The 15244-nt window shown below is 67.6% G+C and carries 17 protein-coding genes; 10 read left to right on the top strand and 7 right to left on the bottom strand.

The window, feature by feature from the left end; genetic code table 11:
- Window positions 1-6: 6 nt before the first annotated feature.
- The 3 genes from K0O62_RS13030 to K0O62_RS13020 are packed head-to-tail and all read left to right on the top strand — an operon-like array spanning window position 7 to window position 3630.
- Window positions 7-1236: an amidohydrolase family protein gene (locus tag K0O62_RS13030; RefSeq protein ID WP_073854538.1), complete on the top strand. Its 1230-nt coding sequence runs from the start codon at window positions 7-9 to the stop codon at window positions 1234-1236.
- A 13-nt stretch (window positions 1237-1249) separates the two neighbouring features.
- The gene (locus K0O62_RS13025) at window positions 1250-2380 is read left to right on the top strand and encodes an acyl-CoA dehydrogenase family protein (protein WP_073854536.1); all 1131 of its coding nucleotides are present in this window, start codon (window positions 1250-1252) and stop codon (window positions 2378-2380) included.
- Window positions 2377-3630, top strand: coding sequence for an acyl-CoA dehydrogenase family protein (locus K0O62_RS13020; protein WP_073854534.1), 1254 nt, complete (start codon window positions 2377-2379; stop codon window positions 3628-3630). Before K0O62_RS13025 ends, K0O62_RS13020 begins: the two co-directional genes overlap by 4 nt.
- Window position 3631: 1 nt before the next feature.
- Here the strand turns inward: K0O62_RS13020 and K0O62_RS13015 are convergent, their stop codons facing one another.
- Genes K0O62_RS13015 through K0O62_RS13005 form a run of 3 tightly spaced genes read right to left on the bottom strand, consistent with a single transcriptional unit; the run spans window position 3632 to window position 5601 of the window.
- Window positions 3632-4006 carry a hypothetical protein gene (locus K0O62_RS13015; RefSeq protein WP_073854532.1) on the bottom strand — a complete coding sequence of 125 codons (375 nt, stop codon included), beginning with the start codon at window positions 4004-4006 and terminating at the stop codon, window positions 3632-3634.
- Window positions 4003-4923 carry a carbon-nitrogen hydrolase family protein gene (locus K0O62_RS13010; RefSeq protein ID WP_073854530.1) on the bottom strand — a complete coding sequence of 307 codons (921 nt, stop codon included), beginning with the start codon at window positions 4921-4923 and terminating at the stop codon, window positions 4003-4005. Before K0O62_RS13010 ends, K0O62_RS13015 begins: the two co-directional genes overlap by 4 nt.
- A gap of 42 nt (window positions 4924-4965) precedes the next feature.
- Complete coding sequence (locus K0O62_RS13005) at window positions 4966-5601, bottom strand: TetR/AcrR family transcriptional regulator (protein WP_073854528.1); 636 nt, start codon at window positions 5599-5601, stop codon at window positions 4966-4968.
- A gap of 81 nt (window positions 5602-5682) precedes the next feature.
- Between K0O62_RS13005 and K0O62_RS13000 the strand changes: the two genes are divergently transcribed.
- Complete coding sequence (locus tag K0O62_RS13000) at window positions 5683-6417, top strand: phytanoyl-CoA dioxygenase family protein (RefSeq protein ID WP_234799979.1); 735 nt, start codon at window positions 5683-5685, stop codon at window positions 6415-6417.
- 15 nt (window positions 6418-6432) lie between these two features.
- On the opposite strand, the gene K0O62_RS12995 is transcribed toward K0O62_RS13000, so the two are convergent.
- Both K0O62_RS12995 and K0O62_RS12990 read right to left on the bottom strand, forming a co-directional pair.
- On the bottom strand, window positions 6433-7449 hold the full coding sequence (locus tag K0O62_RS12995; RefSeq protein ID WP_073854524.1) for an Rv2578c family radical SAM protein: 1017 nt from the start codon (window positions 7447-7449) through the stop codon (window positions 6433-6435).
- 58 nt (window positions 7450-7507) lie between these two features.
- Complete coding sequence (locus K0O62_RS12990) at window positions 7508-7954, bottom strand: Rv2576c family protein (RefSeq protein ID WP_073855274.1); 447 nt, start codon at window positions 7952-7954, stop codon at window positions 7508-7510.
- 242 nt (window positions 7955-8196) lie between these two features.
- On the opposite strand from K0O62_RS12990, the gene urtA reads away from it, so the two are divergent.
- The 5 genes from urtA to urtE are packed head-to-tail and all read left to right on the top strand — an operon-like array spanning window position 8197 to window position 12963.
- Window positions 8197-9459 carry an urea ABC transporter substrate-binding protein gene (gene urtA, locus K0O62_RS12985; RefSeq protein ID WP_073854522.1) on the top strand — a complete coding sequence of 421 codons (1263 nt, stop codon included), beginning with the start codon at window positions 8197-8199 and terminating at the stop codon, window positions 9457-9459.
- Window positions 9460-9462: 3 nt separating this feature from the next.
- Window positions 9463-10347, top strand: a complete 885-nt coding sequence (gene urtB / locus K0O62_RS12980; protein WP_073854520.1) for an urea ABC transporter permease subunit UrtB — start codon at window positions 9463-9465, stop codon at window positions 10345-10347.
- Window positions 10344-11459: an urea ABC transporter permease subunit UrtC gene (urtC, locus tag K0O62_RS12975; RefSeq protein WP_073854518.1), complete on the top strand. Its 1116-nt coding sequence runs from the start codon at window positions 10344-10346 to the stop codon at window positions 11457-11459. Before urtB ends, urtC begins: the two co-directional genes overlap by 4 nt.
- Window positions 11456-12271, top strand: coding sequence for an urea ABC transporter ATP-binding protein UrtD (gene urtD, locus K0O62_RS12970; RefSeq protein WP_073854516.1), 816 nt, complete (start codon window positions 11456-11458; stop codon window positions 12269-12271). Before urtC ends, urtD begins: the two co-directional genes overlap by 4 nt.
- Window positions 12271-12963, top strand: coding sequence for an urea ABC transporter ATP-binding subunit UrtE (gene urtE, locus K0O62_RS12965; protein WP_073854514.1), 693 nt, complete (start codon window positions 12271-12273; stop codon window positions 12961-12963). The genes urtD and urtE overlap by 1 nt, the downstream gene beginning before the upstream one ends.
- Here urtE and dtd read toward each other — a convergent pair.
- Complete coding sequence (gene dtd, locus K0O62_RS12960; protein ID WP_073854512.1) at window positions 12960-13391, bottom strand: D-aminoacyl-tRNA deacylase; 432 nt, start codon at window positions 13389-13391, stop codon at window positions 12960-12962. The genes urtE and dtd overlap by 4 nt on opposite strands.
- Before the next feature lie 23 nt (window positions 13392-13414).
- Between dtd and K0O62_RS28650 the strand changes: the two genes are divergently transcribed.
- The gene (locus tag K0O62_RS28650; protein WP_234799978.1) at window positions 13415-13972 is read left to right on the top strand and encodes a hypothetical protein; all 558 of its coding nucleotides are present in this window, start codon (window positions 13415-13417) and stop codon (window positions 13970-13972) included.
- A 4-nt stretch (window positions 13973-13976) separates the two neighbouring features.
- Here the strand turns inward: K0O62_RS28650 and hisS are convergent, their stop codons facing one another.
- Entirely contained in the window at window positions 13977-15239 is a 1263-nt protein-coding gene (hisS, locus tag K0O62_RS12950) for a histidine--tRNA ligase (protein WP_073855272.1), read from the bottom strand.
- Between the last annotated feature and the right edge of the window lie 5 nt (window positions 15240-15244).

Raw genomic sequence — 15244 nt, 5'->3', positions numbered from 1 at the left:
ACGGAAATGCCATCACGGACGTTGTCGTATCCGGTGTTCGACGCCGACAACCACTTCTATGAGCCCAAAGAGGCGTTGACGCAGTTCCTCCCGGAGCACCGGAAAGGCGTCATCGACTACATCGATGTACGCGGCCGGACCAAGATCATGGTCCGCAATCACATCAGCGACTACATCCCCAATCCGACCTTCGAAGTCGTCGCCCGTCCGGGCGCGCAGGAGGAGTACTTCCGGCACGGCAGCGGCGGCAAGAGCTACCGCGAGGTGATGGGTAAGCCCATGAAAGCCATTCCGGCCTTCCGCAATCCGGAAGCGCGCCTGGAGGTGATGGACAGCCTGGGCCTCGATTACACGATCATGTTCCCGACCCTGGCCAGCCTGGTGGAGGAGCGCCTCAAGGACGATCCGGACCTGATCCACGACATCATCCACGCGCTGAACCAGTGGATGTACGAGACCTGGCAGTTCAACTACGAAGACCGGATCTTCTCCACCCCGGTGATCACCCTGCCCAACGTGGACCGGGCGCTCGAAGAACTCGAATGGTGCCTGGCGCGCGGCGCGAAGACGGTGCTGGTGCGCCCCGCCCCGGTGCCCGGCTACCGCGGCACCCGGTCGATGGGCCTGGAGGAGTTCGACCCGTTCTGGCGGGCCTGCGTGCAGGCGGGCATCCCCGTCTGCATGCACGCCTCCGACAGCGGCTACGCCCAGTACCTCAACGACTGGGAACCCGCCGACGAGTACCTGCCGTTCAAGCCCACCGCCTTCCGGATGGTGGCGATGGGCAAGCGCCCCATCGAGGACACCATGGCCGCGCTGGTCTGCCACGGTGCGCTCACCCGCAACCCGGACCTGCGCATCCTGTCGGTGGAGAACGGCGCCTCCTGGGTGCCCTACCTGTTCCACCAGTTCGCCGATGTCTACTCCAAGATGCCCGGCGAGTTCCCCGAAGACCCGATCCAGGCGTTCAAGCGGGGCGTCTACGTCGCCCCGTTCTGGGAGGACAACTTCAAGGAGATGGCCGACCTGTGCGGCATCGACCGGATCATCTTCGGCTCGGACTGGCCGCACCCGGAGGGTCTGGCCGATCCGATCAATCTGGTCGACGATCTGGAGCAGCACGGACTCGATGCCGACGGCGTGCGAAAGGTGATGGGCGGCAACCTGGTCGACCTGTTCAAGGTGCCCAACCAGATCGTGCACAAACCCGACGTACCCGCCATGACCTTCGCGTGATCAGGAGATCACTATGACCGCCGCCGCCAACCCCGAACAGATGCTGTTCGCCTCCACCGCCCAGGCCTTCCTGGAGAAGGAAGCACCTTTGACCCGGGTGCGCGAAATGCACGACACCGGTGCCTCTTTCGATGCCCGATGGTGGCAGCGCGCGGCCGAGCTGGGCTGGGCCAGCCTGCTGGTGCCCGAGGATCTCGGCGGCGGCAGCGTCTCCGGGGACGGCGTCTCCGATCTGGCACTGCTCGCCGAGCAGGCCGGCCGCTCCGTCGCACCCGGGCCGCTACACCCGGTCAGCGTCGCGCTGGCCGGGCTGGTCGAGGCACCGGAGGGCCACGAAGCGACGATCGAATCCCTGGTATCCGGTGAGGCGGTGGCCAGTTGGGCGGTCTACGAGCCGGGCCGGCCCTGGGCCCCGCTGACCCCGCAACTCACCGCCACCGCGACCGACAGCGGCTACCGGCTCGACGGAGTCAAGGACCGGGTCGAGGCCGGCGACTCGGCCGACATCCTGCTGGTGACCGCTGTGGCCGACGGTGCGGTACGCCAGTTCGTGGTACCGACCGACACCGCCGGGGTCAGCGTCGAGGCGCAGCGCTCCCTGGACATGGTGCGCCGTTACGCCCGGGTGCGTTTCGACGGCGTCCAGGTCGGCGCCGAGTCCGTGCTGGGCTCGGCCGAGCAGACCCCCGAGGTGATCGAGCGTCAGCGCCAGGTGGCGCTGGTGCTGCAGTGCGCCGAGACCGTCGGCATTCTCGACGCGGTGCTGTCGATGACCAACCAGTGGCTGTTCGACCGGCACAGCTTCGGTCGCCCGCTGGCCTCCTATCAGGCGCTCAAACATCGCGTCGCCGATATGAAGATGTGGTTCGAGGCCGCCCGAGGCACCACCGCCGGTGCAGCCGAGGCGGTCGGCCGACGCTCCCCCGAGGCCCGCAAGCTGGTCAGTGTCGCGAAAGCCTATGTCGGAGAACGTGCCCCGGTGATGCTGCAGGACTGCGTCCAGCTGCACGGCGGTATCGGGGTGACCTGGGAACACGATCTGCACCTGTATCTGCGCCGCGCCGCGCTCAACCGGGCGATGTTCGGCTCCCCCGAGGACCACCACCGCGTCATCTTCGAACTGAGCCGGAAGGTTCCCGCATGACCGACACCGCCATCGCCACCGGCACCGACGAGCCGGTCGCCGATTTCGCCGCCCGGGCCCGGGCCTGGCTGGCGCAGAACATGCCGCCGATCGACCCGGACGATCCGCCGTTCATGGTGCGCGCCGAGCAGCAGTCCTGGGATCGCGCCAAGGAATTGCAGAAGAAACTGTACGAGGGTGGTTTCGCCGGGATCTGCTTCCCGCGCGAATACGGTGGTCTCGGACTGGATCTGGCCTATCAGAAGGCGTTCAACGCCGAGTGCCGCAGCTATGAGATGCCGCTGATCCTGAACACCCCGTCGTTCACCATCTGCGGGGCGACGATCCTGGATGTGGGCAGCGAGGAGCAGAAGCGCGAGCGGATCTCGGCGGCCATCCGCGGCGATGAGATCCTGTGCCAGTTGCTCTCCGAGCCCAGCGGCGGATCCGACCTGGCCGGGGTGATCACCCGGGCCGAGAAGGTCGGCGACAAGTGGATCATCAACGGCGCCAAGACCTGGAGCACCAGCGCCTTCGCCGCCGACTACGGCCTGATGCTGGCCCGCACCGACTGGACCGTGCCCAAGCACGAGGGCCTCACCATGTTCCTGGTGCCGCTGGCCGCCCCGGGCATCACCATGCGCCGGATCAAGGAGGTCAACGGCAACGAGGAGTTCTGCGAGGAGTTCTTCGACGGTCTCGAACTCGGTGACGACGCCGTGGTCGGCGCGGTCAACGACGGCTGGACGGTGGCATCGCGCCAACTGCACCATGAGCGGCGCGCGGTCGGCGGCGGATCCGAGTTCGCCAGCGGCACCGGCGCCGAGAACGCCAGCGAGATGCCGCCGGATCACGTCGGTCTGGCCATCGCCACCGGCCAGGACACCGATCCGCGGGTGCAGGACCTCGCCGGACGGGCGTACGCGCGCCGGATCGTCAAGGAGCAGCTGATCGAGCATGTGTCCCGGTCCATCGCCGACGGGTCACTGCCGCCGAACGCCGGCACGCTGATCCGGTTGTTCCACGCCGAGACCACCGAGCTGGAGGTGGACACCGCGCTGGCCATCGCCGGGACCGCCGGTGTGATCGACGATGGTGACGGCCTGCTGGAGATCGGTGTGCGCTACCTGTCCCGGCAGACCGGCTCGCTGGGCGGCGGCAGCTCGGAGATGGCGCGCAACGTGATCAGTGAACGGGTGCTCGGCTTCCCCCGCGAGGCGGCTGCCGACCGCGGGGTGCCGTTCAATCAGGTCAAGCGCAACAAGAGCTGAACTACAGCGCGCTGCACGCCGCGGCGACCAGCCCGACACTGACGGCCAGGAAGGACACGAAGCTCACGCCCTGGAACGCAAGGGTTTTCGCCAGCTTCTCGTTGAAGGCCAGCGGCAGGAACAGCGTCGGGTTCAGCAGCGTGCCCACGATCACGAGCACCGCGATCCAGGTGGCCAGTCCCGGTAGCGCCAGCCCGACGGCGATGAGGATGAGGCCCATCATCACGTAGTCGAGGTGGGCCTGCAGGATGCGACGCGGGCTGACGATCCCGAGCCGCTCCATCAGCTGCGGTGCGGCCAGGTTGCCCACCATCGCCCAGCCGAGCAGCGCACCGAAGGCCAGTTCGAAAAGACCTACGCGGACAAGCACACTCATGGCCGGACCGCATTCCGCCGGTACCAGCGGCGGCCATGCCAGCGCTGGTAGTGCCAGACCGCCGCGGGTAGCGCACCGCGCCGGTGCAGCCAGAATCCCGTGCCCGCGGTAGCGGACGGGTTGCGTCGGCCGAGTTCGATCTCCCCCACCACGATGCCTTCACCGTCGGCATAGGTCCGCTCGGCGATCACCGTGCCATCGGCATCGACGATCATGGCGCCGCCCTCGAAGTGGCCGCGATAGCCCAAGGGCAGCAAGGGCATCGGGCAGGCCAGCGCACCGGAGTGGGCGGCGTGGGCCACCGGCGCACCGATGTAGCGGGCGAAATCCGCGGCGGCCCGGCGTGCGGTCGCCGCGTTGCGCGCTTCGAGCCGTGCGAAGAGGCGCCGGGGATGCCATTGCGGTATCGACCACCACCCCGATCCGGTCATGGCCAGATCGACGCGCCCGGCGAGCCGGCGGACCGTCTGGGTGCGCATCAATTCCCAGCACACCGCGGCGCCGACCTGATGCGTACCTGCGGTCAGTACCCCGTCGTCGTTGCCGCCGACATAGAAGGCGTTCTCCCACATGGTGGGTAGGTCCTTGTCGTGCCGGCCGACGATGCCGCTCGGATCGGCCAGCAGGTAGGCATTGCGGATGTGCCCGTCGTCGTCGCGGCACAGGAACGAGCCGCCGACCAGCGCGCCGTGCCGGTGGGCCAGCTCGGTGAGCAGCGCGGTGGCCGGGCCATCGGGCGGAACTGCCGCGTCCACCAACGTGTCGAGGAACCCGATGCCGGTGGTGAAGAACTCCGGCAGCGCAATGATTTTCGCGCCGACAGCACCCGCCTCGTCGGCGAGCCGTTCGCAGGCGGCGAGATTCGCCGCGACGTCACCGAGCACCGCATCCAATTGCACCGCAGCCGCCAGCACCATGTTTTGAACGCTACTACAAAATTGAACGCTACTACAAGAAAATTATGCGACCCGGAGGCCACGCATCACGATGTCCCGGCCGATCTCGAGCACGCGGGCCAACTCGGCCCCGTCGAGCGCCAGGCGGTCCGGCCGCCAGCGCGCCGAGAGCACCCCGTTCCAGGCAGACCAGAGGAACACCGAGGTGCGACCGGGATCCGGACAGTCGATCTCGCCGGCATCGTGCGCGCGGCGCAGCGCATCGGCCACCTGACCGACGAGAGTCTCCACCTTGTCGGCGATCCGCTGTTCCACTTCACCGGCGAGATCCCCCGGCGGCATGGCGACCGCGCGCAGCGCGATCATCCGGAAATGACCGGGGTATTCCAGGCTGAACCGGCAGTACGCGTCGCTCGCGGCGACCAGCTCCTGCACCGGGGTCCGGCCGCCGCCATACGCCTGCGCCATCACCTGCTCGTTGAGTTCCAGCGCGCGTTCGACAAGCGCGAGGTAGAGGCTGTCCTTGTTGCCGAAGTGGTGGTAGATCGACCCGACCGCGACGTCGGCCTCGGCCGCGATGGCGTCCATGGTGACCGCATGGAATCCCCGCTCGGTGAACAGCAGTTGCGCGGCCTCCAGGATCGTCGCTGTCGTCGCGACAGTGCGCCGGTCCGGCCGCCGCGCGGTGTGTCGAGTCACGGGGTCAAGGCTACGGCGCTACACGGCGGATATTCGGTTGCCCGGGTCGGCGACCGTCAACATGATGGTGAGGTGCTCGACGTGGACCGTTTCATCGACGAGGGCTTTCTCAAGATCGAGTCCGCCTTCGATCGCGATCTCGGCCTGCACTGTCAGGAACAGCTCTGGGACGCCATCGGCCAGGACCCCGCCGACCGGTCGACCTGGACCGAGCCGTTGGTTCGGGTCCCCGCCATGTCCACCCGTGAGTTCACTGCGGCCGCCGGCACCAAGACCCTCACCGACGCGTACGACGCACTGGTCGGTCCGGGCCGCTGGCGCCCCCGGCTCGGACTGGGCACCTTCCCGCTGCGCTTCCCCAGCACCGAACCGCCGCGGGAGGCGGGTTGGCACGTCGAGGCCTCGTTCTACTCCGAGGACGGCATGCGGGTGAGTCTGCGGTCACGGGGCCGGGCATTGTCGCTGTTGTTCCTGTTCTCCGATGTGGGACCCGACGACGCGCCCACGGCGATCCGGGTGGGTTCACATCTGGCGGTGCCGCCGGTGCTTGCCGGGTACGGCGCCGAGGGGGCCGACTGGATGTCGCTGTGCGAGAACGCGGTATCGGCCACCCAGGACTGTCCGGTCGTCTCGGCCACCGGGCGGATCGGGGACGTCTATCTGTGCCACCCGTTCGTCGTGCACACCGGCACCGCGCACCGGGGCACCGTGCCCCGTTTCATGGCGCAGCCTCCGCTGGAGCCCACCGGCGAACTCGACCTGGAGGCCGCGAACCCGAGCCCGGTGGCGGCCGCGGTCCTGCGCGGGCTGCGTTGATCGCCGCGCATCCGTTCAGAACAAGGTGGGGTGCGCCGGTGCCGCGACTTCGGAGGAAACGGCACCGGCGCGCGCCATGGGCGGCTGCCCAGTCAATCGGTACCGCGCGAGCAACGGTGCCACCCGGGCACGCAGCTCAGCGCGGTACTCCGGCGGCAGATACGCTCCGCGCCGGTACAAACTGCGGTACTGGAAGACGAGTTCGGGGTGCGCGCGCTGCAGCCACTGCATGAACCAGCCCCGCGTCGATCCGCGCAGGTGTAGCCCGAACACCGTCGCGCCGGTGGCCCCGGCCTCGGCGATCTGGCCCAGCAGCGCCTCGAGATGGTCGGGCGAGTCGGTCAGCCCCGGCAACACCGGGGCGACCATCACGTGGCAGTCCAGGCCGGCCTCGCGGATCGCCGAGATCAGCGCCAGCCGGGCCTGCGGCGAGGGCGTGCCGGGTTCGAGTTCGCGTTGCAGCTCCGGATCGGCCACCGCCAGCGAGATGGACACACTCGCCCCGGCGCCGTGCTGGGCGGCCTCGGCGATCATCGGAAGATCGCGGCGCAGCAGCGTGCCCTTGGTCAGGATCGAGTACGGCGTCCCCGATGCGGCGAGCGCGGTCAGGATGCCCGGCATCAGCCGATAGCGCCCCTCGGCGCGCTGGTACGGGTCGGTGTTGGTGCCGAGCGCCACCGTCTCCCGGGTCCACGAACGACGGCTCAGTTCCCGGGAAAGTACCTCGGCCACATTGGTTTTCACCACGACCTGGGTGTCGAAGTCGGCGCCGGGGTCGAAGTCCAGATACTCATGGGTGGGCCGGGCGAAGCAATACCGGCAGGCATGCGAACACCCGCGGTAGCCGTTCACCGTGTACCGAAACGGCAGCATGGCTGCGTTGGGCACCTTGTTCAGCGCGGATTTGCACAGGGTCTCGTGGAACGTGATCCCATCGAACTCCGGCGTGCGCACGCTGCGGACGAGGCCGAGGCGCGCCAGACCCGGCAGCGCGCCGTCGTCCGCACGCACACTCTGCCCGTCCCATCGCATGACGCCTATCGAACAACTGTTCGATAGGCTTTGTCAAGCGGTCCTGGTCAGGCGCCGGCTACCACTGGGTGCCCTGGCACACCGGGCTGTACGGGTTGTCCGCCGCGGCGATGACCTGGTCGCCCGCGAGGATCTCGCAATGCGCGTTCGGCGCGCCGACGCCACCCTTGGTGGTGCTGCTCACCTGGAGGATTCCCCACTGCGGGTCGGCCAAGGTCGTCTCGAAGACCCACGGCGCCCCGGGGCCGACGGTGATCGTCTCGCGCTTCGCGTATGCGTAGGCATCGTCGTTGTAGGCCTCCATGCTGGGCGGCTGGGCCGTCAGATAGAACACCTGGAACTGGTAGGGAGCGCCCGAGGTCAGCGTGTAACGGACCAGCTCACCGGCCGGCTCCGGCTCGGCGTTGGCAGTGGCCGCACCGAACGTCAATGCGCCGGCCAGCAGCGCCGTCGCACCCGCAGCGGCTCCAACACGTACCCCGACCTTGCTCGTTGCTTTTCGCATGCCCATCACATCGCCGGAGGCTACCGGATCGTTACACCGTCCGCGTCAGCACCGCGGCGGACCGGGCCCACAGCGGGCCATACGTGCCCGAATCACCGGCGAATGCGCTGCTAGCAACAGGTTAATTTGTTCGTCACATTGAGAAATTTCATAGAAACCTAGGCGTCCTAACGTGCCGATTCGACACCCACTCGGGTTCCGAAAGTTCTGACGATGCACCGAAATCGAAGGAAAGGCACCAGATGAGACTCCCCCGACCGATGTTCAGCCGATCAGTACTGATAGCGGGGAGTGTCGTGGTCACCGCCTCGATGCTGGTCTCCGCCTGCGGCAGCAAGGCCGGCGATACCGAGGCGGCCGCCGCCGAATCGTGCGTCGACACCTCCGGTGACACCATCAAGGTCGGCTCGCTGAACTCCCTGTCGGGCACCATGGCCATCTCCGAAGTCACCGTGCGCGACGCCATCAAGCTCGCCGTCGAGGAGATCAATGCCGCCGGTGGCGTGCTGGACAAGCAGATCCAGATCATCGGCGAGGACGGCGCGTCCGAGCCCACCGTCTTCGCGGAGAAGGCCGAGAAACTCATCAGCAGTGACTGTGTCGCAGCAGTTTTCGGCGGCTGGACGTCGTCGAGCCGCAAGGCCATGCTGCCGGTCTTCGAGAGCAACAACTCGCTGCTCTACTACCCGGTGCAATACGAGGGCCTGGAGTCCAGCCCGAACATCTTCTACACCGGCGCCACCACCAACCAGCAGATCGTGCCCGCCCTGGACTATCTGAAGGAGAAGGGCACCAAATCGCTGTACCTGGTGGGTAGCGACTACGTCTTCCCCCAGACCGCCAACCGCATCATCAAGGCCTATGCGGAGGCCAACGGTATCGAGATCAAGGGCGAGGACTACACCCCGCTGGGCTCGACCGACTTCTCCACCATCGTCAACAAGGTCCGCACCGCCGGCGCCGACGCAGTGTTCAACACCCTCAACGGCGACTCCAACGTGGCGTTCTTCCGCGAGTACAAGAACGTGGGCCTGACCCCGCAGACGATGCCGGTGGTCTCGGTGTCCATCGCCGAGGAAGAGGTCGGCGGCATCGGTGTGCAGAACATCACCGATCAGTTGACCGCGTGGAACTACTACCAGACCATCGACACCCCGGTGAACAACGCGTTCGTGGCCGCGTACAAGAAGGCCTACGGCGCGAACAAGCCCACCTCGGACCCGATGGAAGCCGCCTACGTGTCGGTCTACCTGTGGAAGAACACCGTCGAGAAGGCCGGCTCGTTCGACGTGAAGGCCATCCAGGACAACGCCGGCGGCGTCAGCTTCGACGCCCCCGAGGGCAAGGTCACCATCGACGGCGAGAACAACCACATCACCAAGACCGCACGGATCGGTGAGATCAAGCCCGACGGCCTGATCTACACGGTGTGGGAGTCCCCCGGCCCGATCGAGCCGGACCCGTACCTGAAGTCCTACCCGTGGGCCGCAGGGCTCTCGGGCTAGCAGATGGATGTCCTGATCGGACAGCTGGCAACGGGATTGAGCCTCGGCTCAATCCTGTTGCTGGCTGCACTCGGCCTGTCGCTGACCTTCGGTCAGATGGGCGTGATCAACATGGCGCACGGCGAGTTCATCATGGCCGGCTGCTACACCGCCTACGTGGTGCAGCAGGTGATCTCGAGTTCCGGTGCGTCCCTGCTGATCTCACTGGTGGTCGGTTTCCTCGTCGGCGGCGCCATGGGTGTGCTGTTGGAGGTCACGCTGATCCAGCGGATGTACGACCGCCCGCTGGACACCCTGTTGGTCACCTTCGGCGTCGGGCTGATCCTGCAACAGATCGCCCGCGACATCTTCGGCGCACCCGCGGTCAACGTCGTCGCGCCGGAATGGCTCTCCGGTGGTGTGGAGATCCTCGGCGCGGTGGTTCCCAAGACCCGCATCTTCATCCTGGTGCTGGCCGCGGTGGCGGTGGTAGCTCTGGCGACCGCACTCAAGGCCAGCCCGATGGGCCGGCGCATCCGCGCGGTGGTGCAGAACCGGGATCTGGCCGAAACCAGCGGGATTTCGTCGCGGCGCACCGACATCACCACGTTCTTCATCGGCTCCGGCCTGGCCGGGGTCGCCGGTGTGGCCTTGACGCTGATCGGCTCGACCAGCCCCACCACCGGCCAGAGTTATCTGATCGACGCGTTCCTGGTGGTGGTCGTCGGCGGTCTCGGACAGATCAAGGGCACCGTCATCGCCGCGCTCGGGCTCGGGTTCTTGAACTCGTTCATCGAGTACAGCACCACGGCATCGCTGGCCAAGGTGATTCTGTTCGTGATCATCGTGTTCTTCCTGCAGGTACGCCCGCAGGGCCTGTTCACGGTTCGGACAAGGAGTCTGGTGTGAAGCAACTCATCGGCCGCTGGCAGACGTGGGCCGGCTTCGGCGTCGGCGCCGTCGTCCTGTTCGGCCTCGCGCCCACCGTCCTGTCCGACTTCCGGCTCGGTCTGTTCGCCAAGTTCCTGTGCTTCGCCATCGTCGCGGTCGGCATCGGATTGGCTTGGGGCCGCGGCGGAATGCTGGTGCTGGGCCAGGGCGTCTTCTTCGGGCTCGGCGGCTACATCATGGGTATGCACCTGAAGATCTCCGATGCGGCGCTGACCGATCAGGCCGTACCGGACTTCATGCAGATCGCCGGTGTCCGCGAACTGCCCGGGTACTGGCAACCGTTCGCCTCACCGGTGGTCACGTTGGTGGCCATCGTGGTGGTGCCCACCGGCATCGCGGCGCTGCTCGGATTCGGTGTGTTCAAGCGCCGGGTCAAGGGCGCCTATTTCGCGATCCTGTCGCAGGCCCTGGCCGCCGCGCTGGCCATCCTGTTGATCGGCCAGACCAGCATCGGCGGCAGCAACGGGCTCACCAACTTCCGGACGTTCTTCGGGTTCTCCCTCAAGGACCCGGTCAACAAGCAGATGCTGTACTTCATCGCTGCCGCCGTGCTGCTGGCATCGGTGGCGGTCGCGCGTCAGTTGATGCAGAGCCGCTACGGGGAACTGCTCGTCGCGGTGCGCGACGGTGAGGAGCGGGTGCGCTTCCTGGGGTACGACCCGGCCAACATCAAGGTGGTCGCCTACGTGGTGGCCGCGCTGTTCGCCAGCATCGCCGGCGCGCTGTTCGCCCCGATCGTCGGGTTCATCGCACCGTCACAGGTGGGGATTCTGCCCTCGATCGCGTTCCTGATCGGGGTGGCCATCGGCGGGCGCACCACCCTGCTCGGTCCGGTCCTCGGCGCGATCGGTGTGGCCTGGGCGCAGACCCTGCTCTCCGAACGCTTCCCGTCGGAGTGGACCTACGCCCAGGGCCTGTTGTTCATCGTGGTGGTCGGGTTCTTCCCGGCCGGCCTGGCCGGCCTGGGAGTGTTCCTGCGGCGCCGCAAGAAGCGCGCACCGGAGGCCGACGAGCCGGCCTCCCAGCCCGACCCCGACCCGGAATCCGAGAAGGCCGGAGCCAACGCATGACCGAACTCCAGACCGAGACCCACCCCGAACCCGCGGCCGGCGGCAACGTCGGCATGAGCACCCAGTACCTCGAAGTACGAGGACTGACAGTCGATTTCGATGGATTCAAGGCCGTCAGCAATGTGGATCTGACCCTGTTCCAGGGCGATCTACGGTTCCTCATCGGCCCCAACGGGGCCGGTAAGACCACCGTGATCGATGCGATCACCGGCCTGGTGCCGGCCACCGGTTCGGTCAGCAAGTCCGGTCAGGAACTGCTGGGCAAGAAGGTGCATCAGATCGCCCGCCGCGGCGTGGGCCGCACGTTCCAGACCGCGACGGTGTTCGAACAACTCACCGTGCTGCAGAACCTGGACATCGCGGCGGGTGCCGGGCGGTCCCCGTGGACCCTGCTGCGGCGCCGCTCCGGCATCCTGCCCGCGATCGAGGAGGCCCTGGAGACAACGGGTCTGACCGCGCTGGCCGACAAGCCCGCCGGAGTGCTGGCCCACGGCCAGAAGCAGTGGCTGGAGATCGGCATGCTGCTGGTGCAGAACGCCGAGGTGCTGCTGCTCGACGAACCGGTCGCCGGGATGAGCCACGAAGAGCGCGAGGAGACCGGAAGCCTGCTGCGCCGCATCGGCGGTGAACGCACCGTGGTGGTCGTCGAACACGACATGGACTTCATGCGGGCGTTCGCCACCTCGGTGACCGTGCTGGCCCGGGGCCAGGTCATCGCGGAGGGATCGGTGGCCGAGGTGCAGGCCAACCCCCGGGTGCAGGAGGTCTACCTCGGCACCGCGGCGGCCGGAATCATGGAAGAGGAGTCCTGATGCTCGAACTCATCGACGTCCGGACCGGTTACGGCCGCTCCGAGGTCATCCACGGGGTCGATCTCGAGGTGCCCTCGGACGGGGTGGCCGCCGTGATGGGTCACAACGGCGCCGGTAAGACCACGTTGTTGCGGGCCGCGGTGGGACTGCTGAAATGCACTGCGGGCAAGGTACTTTTCGACGGCGAGGACATCACCAAACTGCGCCCGAGCGCCCGGGTGGCCCGCGGCCTGGCCTATGTACCGCAGGGGCAGCAGTCGTTCGGTCAGCTCACCACCGCGGAGAACCTGCAGGTGGTCGCCGACGGCCGCAAGAACGGTAAGAAGCTGATCGATGAGCAGCTCGACCTGTTCCCCGCACTCAAGGAGTTGCTGACCCGCCGCGCCGGCCTGCTGTCCGGCGGTCAGCGCCAGCAGCTGGCCATCGCCCGGGCCCTGATCACCACCCCGAAGTGCCTGATTCTCGACGAACCCACCGAGGGCATCCAGCCGTCGGTGGTGGCCGAGATCGAGGAGGCGATCACCGCGTTGACCGCCCGCGGTGATCTCGGCGTGCTGCTGGTCGAACAGCACATCGGCTTCGCGCTGGAATCCTCGCAGCGCTACTACATCCTGGAGGCCGGCCGGGTCACCTCCAGCGGTACCGGCGGATCGGCGTCCGAGGCCGAGGTACGCGCCGCGATGGCGATCTAGAGTTCCAGCATCAACGTCACCGGCCCGTCGTTGACGAGTTCGACGGCCATGTCCGCCCCGAACACGCCGGTGGCCACCGGCGCGCCGAGCGCGCGGAGTGCATCGGCGAACGCGTTGACCAAGGGTTCGGCGACCGGACGGGGTGCGGCGGCGTTCCAGGACGGGCGCCGGCCCTTGACGGTGTTTGCGTACAGGGTGAACTGACTGACCACCAGGATCGGTGCGCCGGTGTCGGCGGCGGCCAACTCGTCATCCAGAATCCGCAACCGCCACAGCTTTTCGGCCATCTTCGCGGCGAGCCCGGCGTCGTCGGTGTGGGTGATGCCGACCAGCGCCAACAACCCCTGACCGGGCCCGCCGATCTCCCCCACCGTCTCGCCGTCGACCACGACCCGCGCAGACTTCACCCGTTGAACCAGAACTCGCATGGCCCCGACCCTAGAGTGTTGTCATGACGTCACCGGGACAGCCACGGGTCATCGCCGAACAGGGCGGTCTGGTGGTCGCCGAGGACGGACCGCACATCATGGTGATCGACCGCGGCAGTGGGCTCACCCAGGTCACCGCCTCCGTACTGCTGATCTTCACCGTCGTGTTCGGCGGGTTCGGCATCGTGTCCATCGCGATGTCGGTCCGCAGCGCCGACGACAACCCACCGCTGCTGCTGGGGTTGGTGATCTTGGCCGTCGGTCTGGCCGCGGCCGCCGCACTGCTCTACACACTGCGCTCCCTGCGCCGGATCCGGTCCGCACCGCTGAGCGACTTCGTACCGGTGGCCGTGTTCGACCGCAAGGACGGCACCTACCGCGACCGCGGCGGAGAGGTCGTCGGCCAACTCGAACAGGTGCGCTTCGAACGACGGGTGCAGATCGGCTCCAGTGCGCCGAAACTGGTGGCCATCACCCCCGACGGCACCTATGTGCTCAAGCGCGGCAACCCGTTCGGCGGACGCATCCACGGGATGGACGCGGTGCTGTCCACCGCCGTGTTCGGCGAGACCACCTCCTGACCGGTCAGGCGAGCCGGGACAGCACCTCGGCGACTACGGCATCGATCGCGACGTCGACCTGTTCACCGGTGCCGAGGTTCTTGACGCCGACGGTGCCCGCGTCCACATCACGGTCACCGGCCACCAGCGCCAGCGACGCCCCGGACCGGTCCGCGCCGCGCATCGATGCCTTCAGGCTGCGATCGCCGTAGGCCAGGTCCACCCGGACACCGTTGGCGCGCAGGGCCGTTGCCAGCTTGGCCAGTTCCAGCTTGGCCGACTCCCCCAGCGGCACGCCGTACACGTCCACCCGGTTCGTCGGGCCCACGGCCTTACCCTCGGCCCGCAGCGCCAGCAGTGTGCGGTCCACGCCGAGCCCGAATCCGATGCCCGACAGGTCCTGGCCGCCGAGCTGACTCATCAGCCCGTCATAGCGACCGCCCCCGCCGATGCCGGACTGCGCGCCGAGGCCGTCGTGCACGAATTCGAACGTCGTCTTGGTGTAGTAGTCCAGCCCACGCACCATCCGCGGGTTGACCACATAGGGCACCTTGAGCGCGTCCAGGTGGGCCAGCACGGTGTCGAAATGCGCCTTGGCCACATCGGAGAGGTGATCGAGCATCAGCGGCGCATCGGCGGTCATCTCCCGCACCGCGGGCCGCTTGTCGTCGAGCACCCGCAGCGGGTTGATCTCCGCGCGGCGCCGGGTCTCTTCGTCGAGGTCGAGCTTGAACAGGAACTCCTGCAACAACTCCCGGTACTGCGGGCGGCAGGTGTCATCACCGAGGGAGGTGATCTCCAACCGGAAACCGTCCAGGCCCAGCGACCGGAAGCCGGCGTCGGCGACGGCGATCACCTCGGCGTCCAGCGCGGGGTCATCCACCCCGATGGCCTCCACACCGACCTGCTGCAGCTGGCGGTAGCGGCCGGCCTGCGGGCGTTCGTAGCGGAAGAACGGGCCCGCATAGCAGAGCTTGACCGGCAGCTGCCCGCGATCGAGCCCGTGTTCGATCACCGCACGCATCACGCCGGCGGTGCCCTCCGGACGCAGCGTGACCGAACGCTCACCGCGGTCGGCGAAGGTGTACATCTCCTTGCTGACCACGTCGGTGGACTCGCCGACCCCACGCGCGAACAGCGCGGTGTCCTCGAAGATCGGCAGTTCGACATCGCCGTAGCCCGCGCGCCGGGCCGCACCCAGCAGGCCGTCGCGCACCGCGACGAACGCCGCGGAATCCGGCGGGAAGTAGTCCGGCACGCCCTTGGGCGCCTTGAAGGATTCAGCCACGGTAT

Origin of the sequence: Mycolicibacterium diernhoferi, from assembly GCF_019456655.1 — a bacterium.
Taxonomy (GTDB): Bacteria; Actinomycetota; Actinomycetes; order Mycobacteriales; family Mycobacteriaceae; genus Mycobacterium; species Mycobacterium diernhoferi.
Note: the sequence above shows the minus strand (reverse complement) of the source record. Positions and strands in the feature narration are given on the sequence as shown.

Excerpts from the sequence above, each read along its gene's own strand:
- urtE (WP_073854514.1), top strand. The coding sequence starts at position 12,271 with ATGCTCGAACTCATCGACGTCCGGACCGGTTACGGCCGCTCCGAGGTC.
- K0O62_RS13020 (WP_073854534.1), top strand. The coding sequence starts at position 2,377 with ATGACCGACACCGCCATCGCCACCGGCACCGACGAGCCGGTCGCCGAT.
- urtD (WP_073854516.1), top strand. The coding sequence starts at position 11,456 with ATGACCGAACTCCAGACCGAGACCCACCCCGAACCCGCGGCCGGCGGC.
- K0O62_RS13025 (WP_073854536.1), top strand. The coding sequence starts at position 1,250 with ATGACCGCCGCCGCCAACCCCGAACAGATGCTGTTCGCCTCCACCGCC.
- dtd (WP_073854512.1), bottom strand. The coding sequence starts at position 13,391 with ATGCGAGTTCTGGTTCAACGGGTGAAGTCTGCGCGGGTCGTGGTCGAC.
- urtB (WP_073854520.1), top strand. The coding sequence starts at position 9,463 with ATGGATGTCCTGATCGGACAGCTGGCAACGGGATTGAGCCTCGGCTCA.
- K0O62_RS12995 (WP_073854524.1), bottom strand. The coding sequence starts at position 7,449 with ATGCGATGGGACGGGCAGAGTGTGCGTGCGGACGACGGCGCGCTGCCG.
- K0O62_RS13015 (WP_073854532.1), bottom strand. The coding sequence starts at position 4,006 with ATGAGTGTGCTTGTCCGCGTAGGTCTTTTCGAACTGGCCTTCGGTGCG.
- urtA (WP_073854522.1), top strand. The coding sequence starts at position 8,197 with ATGAGACTCCCCCGACCGATGTTCAGCCGATCAGTACTGATAGCGGGG.
- K0O62_RS13030 (WP_073854538.1), top strand. The coding sequence starts at position 7 with ATGCCATCACGGACGTTGTCGTATCCGGTGTTCGACGCCGACAACCAC.
- K0O62_RS12990 (WP_073855274.1), bottom strand. The coding sequence starts at position 7,954 with ATGCGAAAAGCAACGAGCAAGGTCGGGGTACGTGTTGGAGCCGCTGCG.
- K0O62_RS28650 (WP_234799978.1), top strand. The coding sequence starts at position 13,415 with ATGACGTCACCGGGACAGCCACGGGTCATCGCCGAACAGGGCGGTCTG.
- K0O62_RS13010 (WP_073854530.1), bottom strand. The coding sequence starts at position 4,923 with ATGGTGCTGGCGGCTGCGGTGCAATTGGATGCGGTGCTCGGTGACGTC.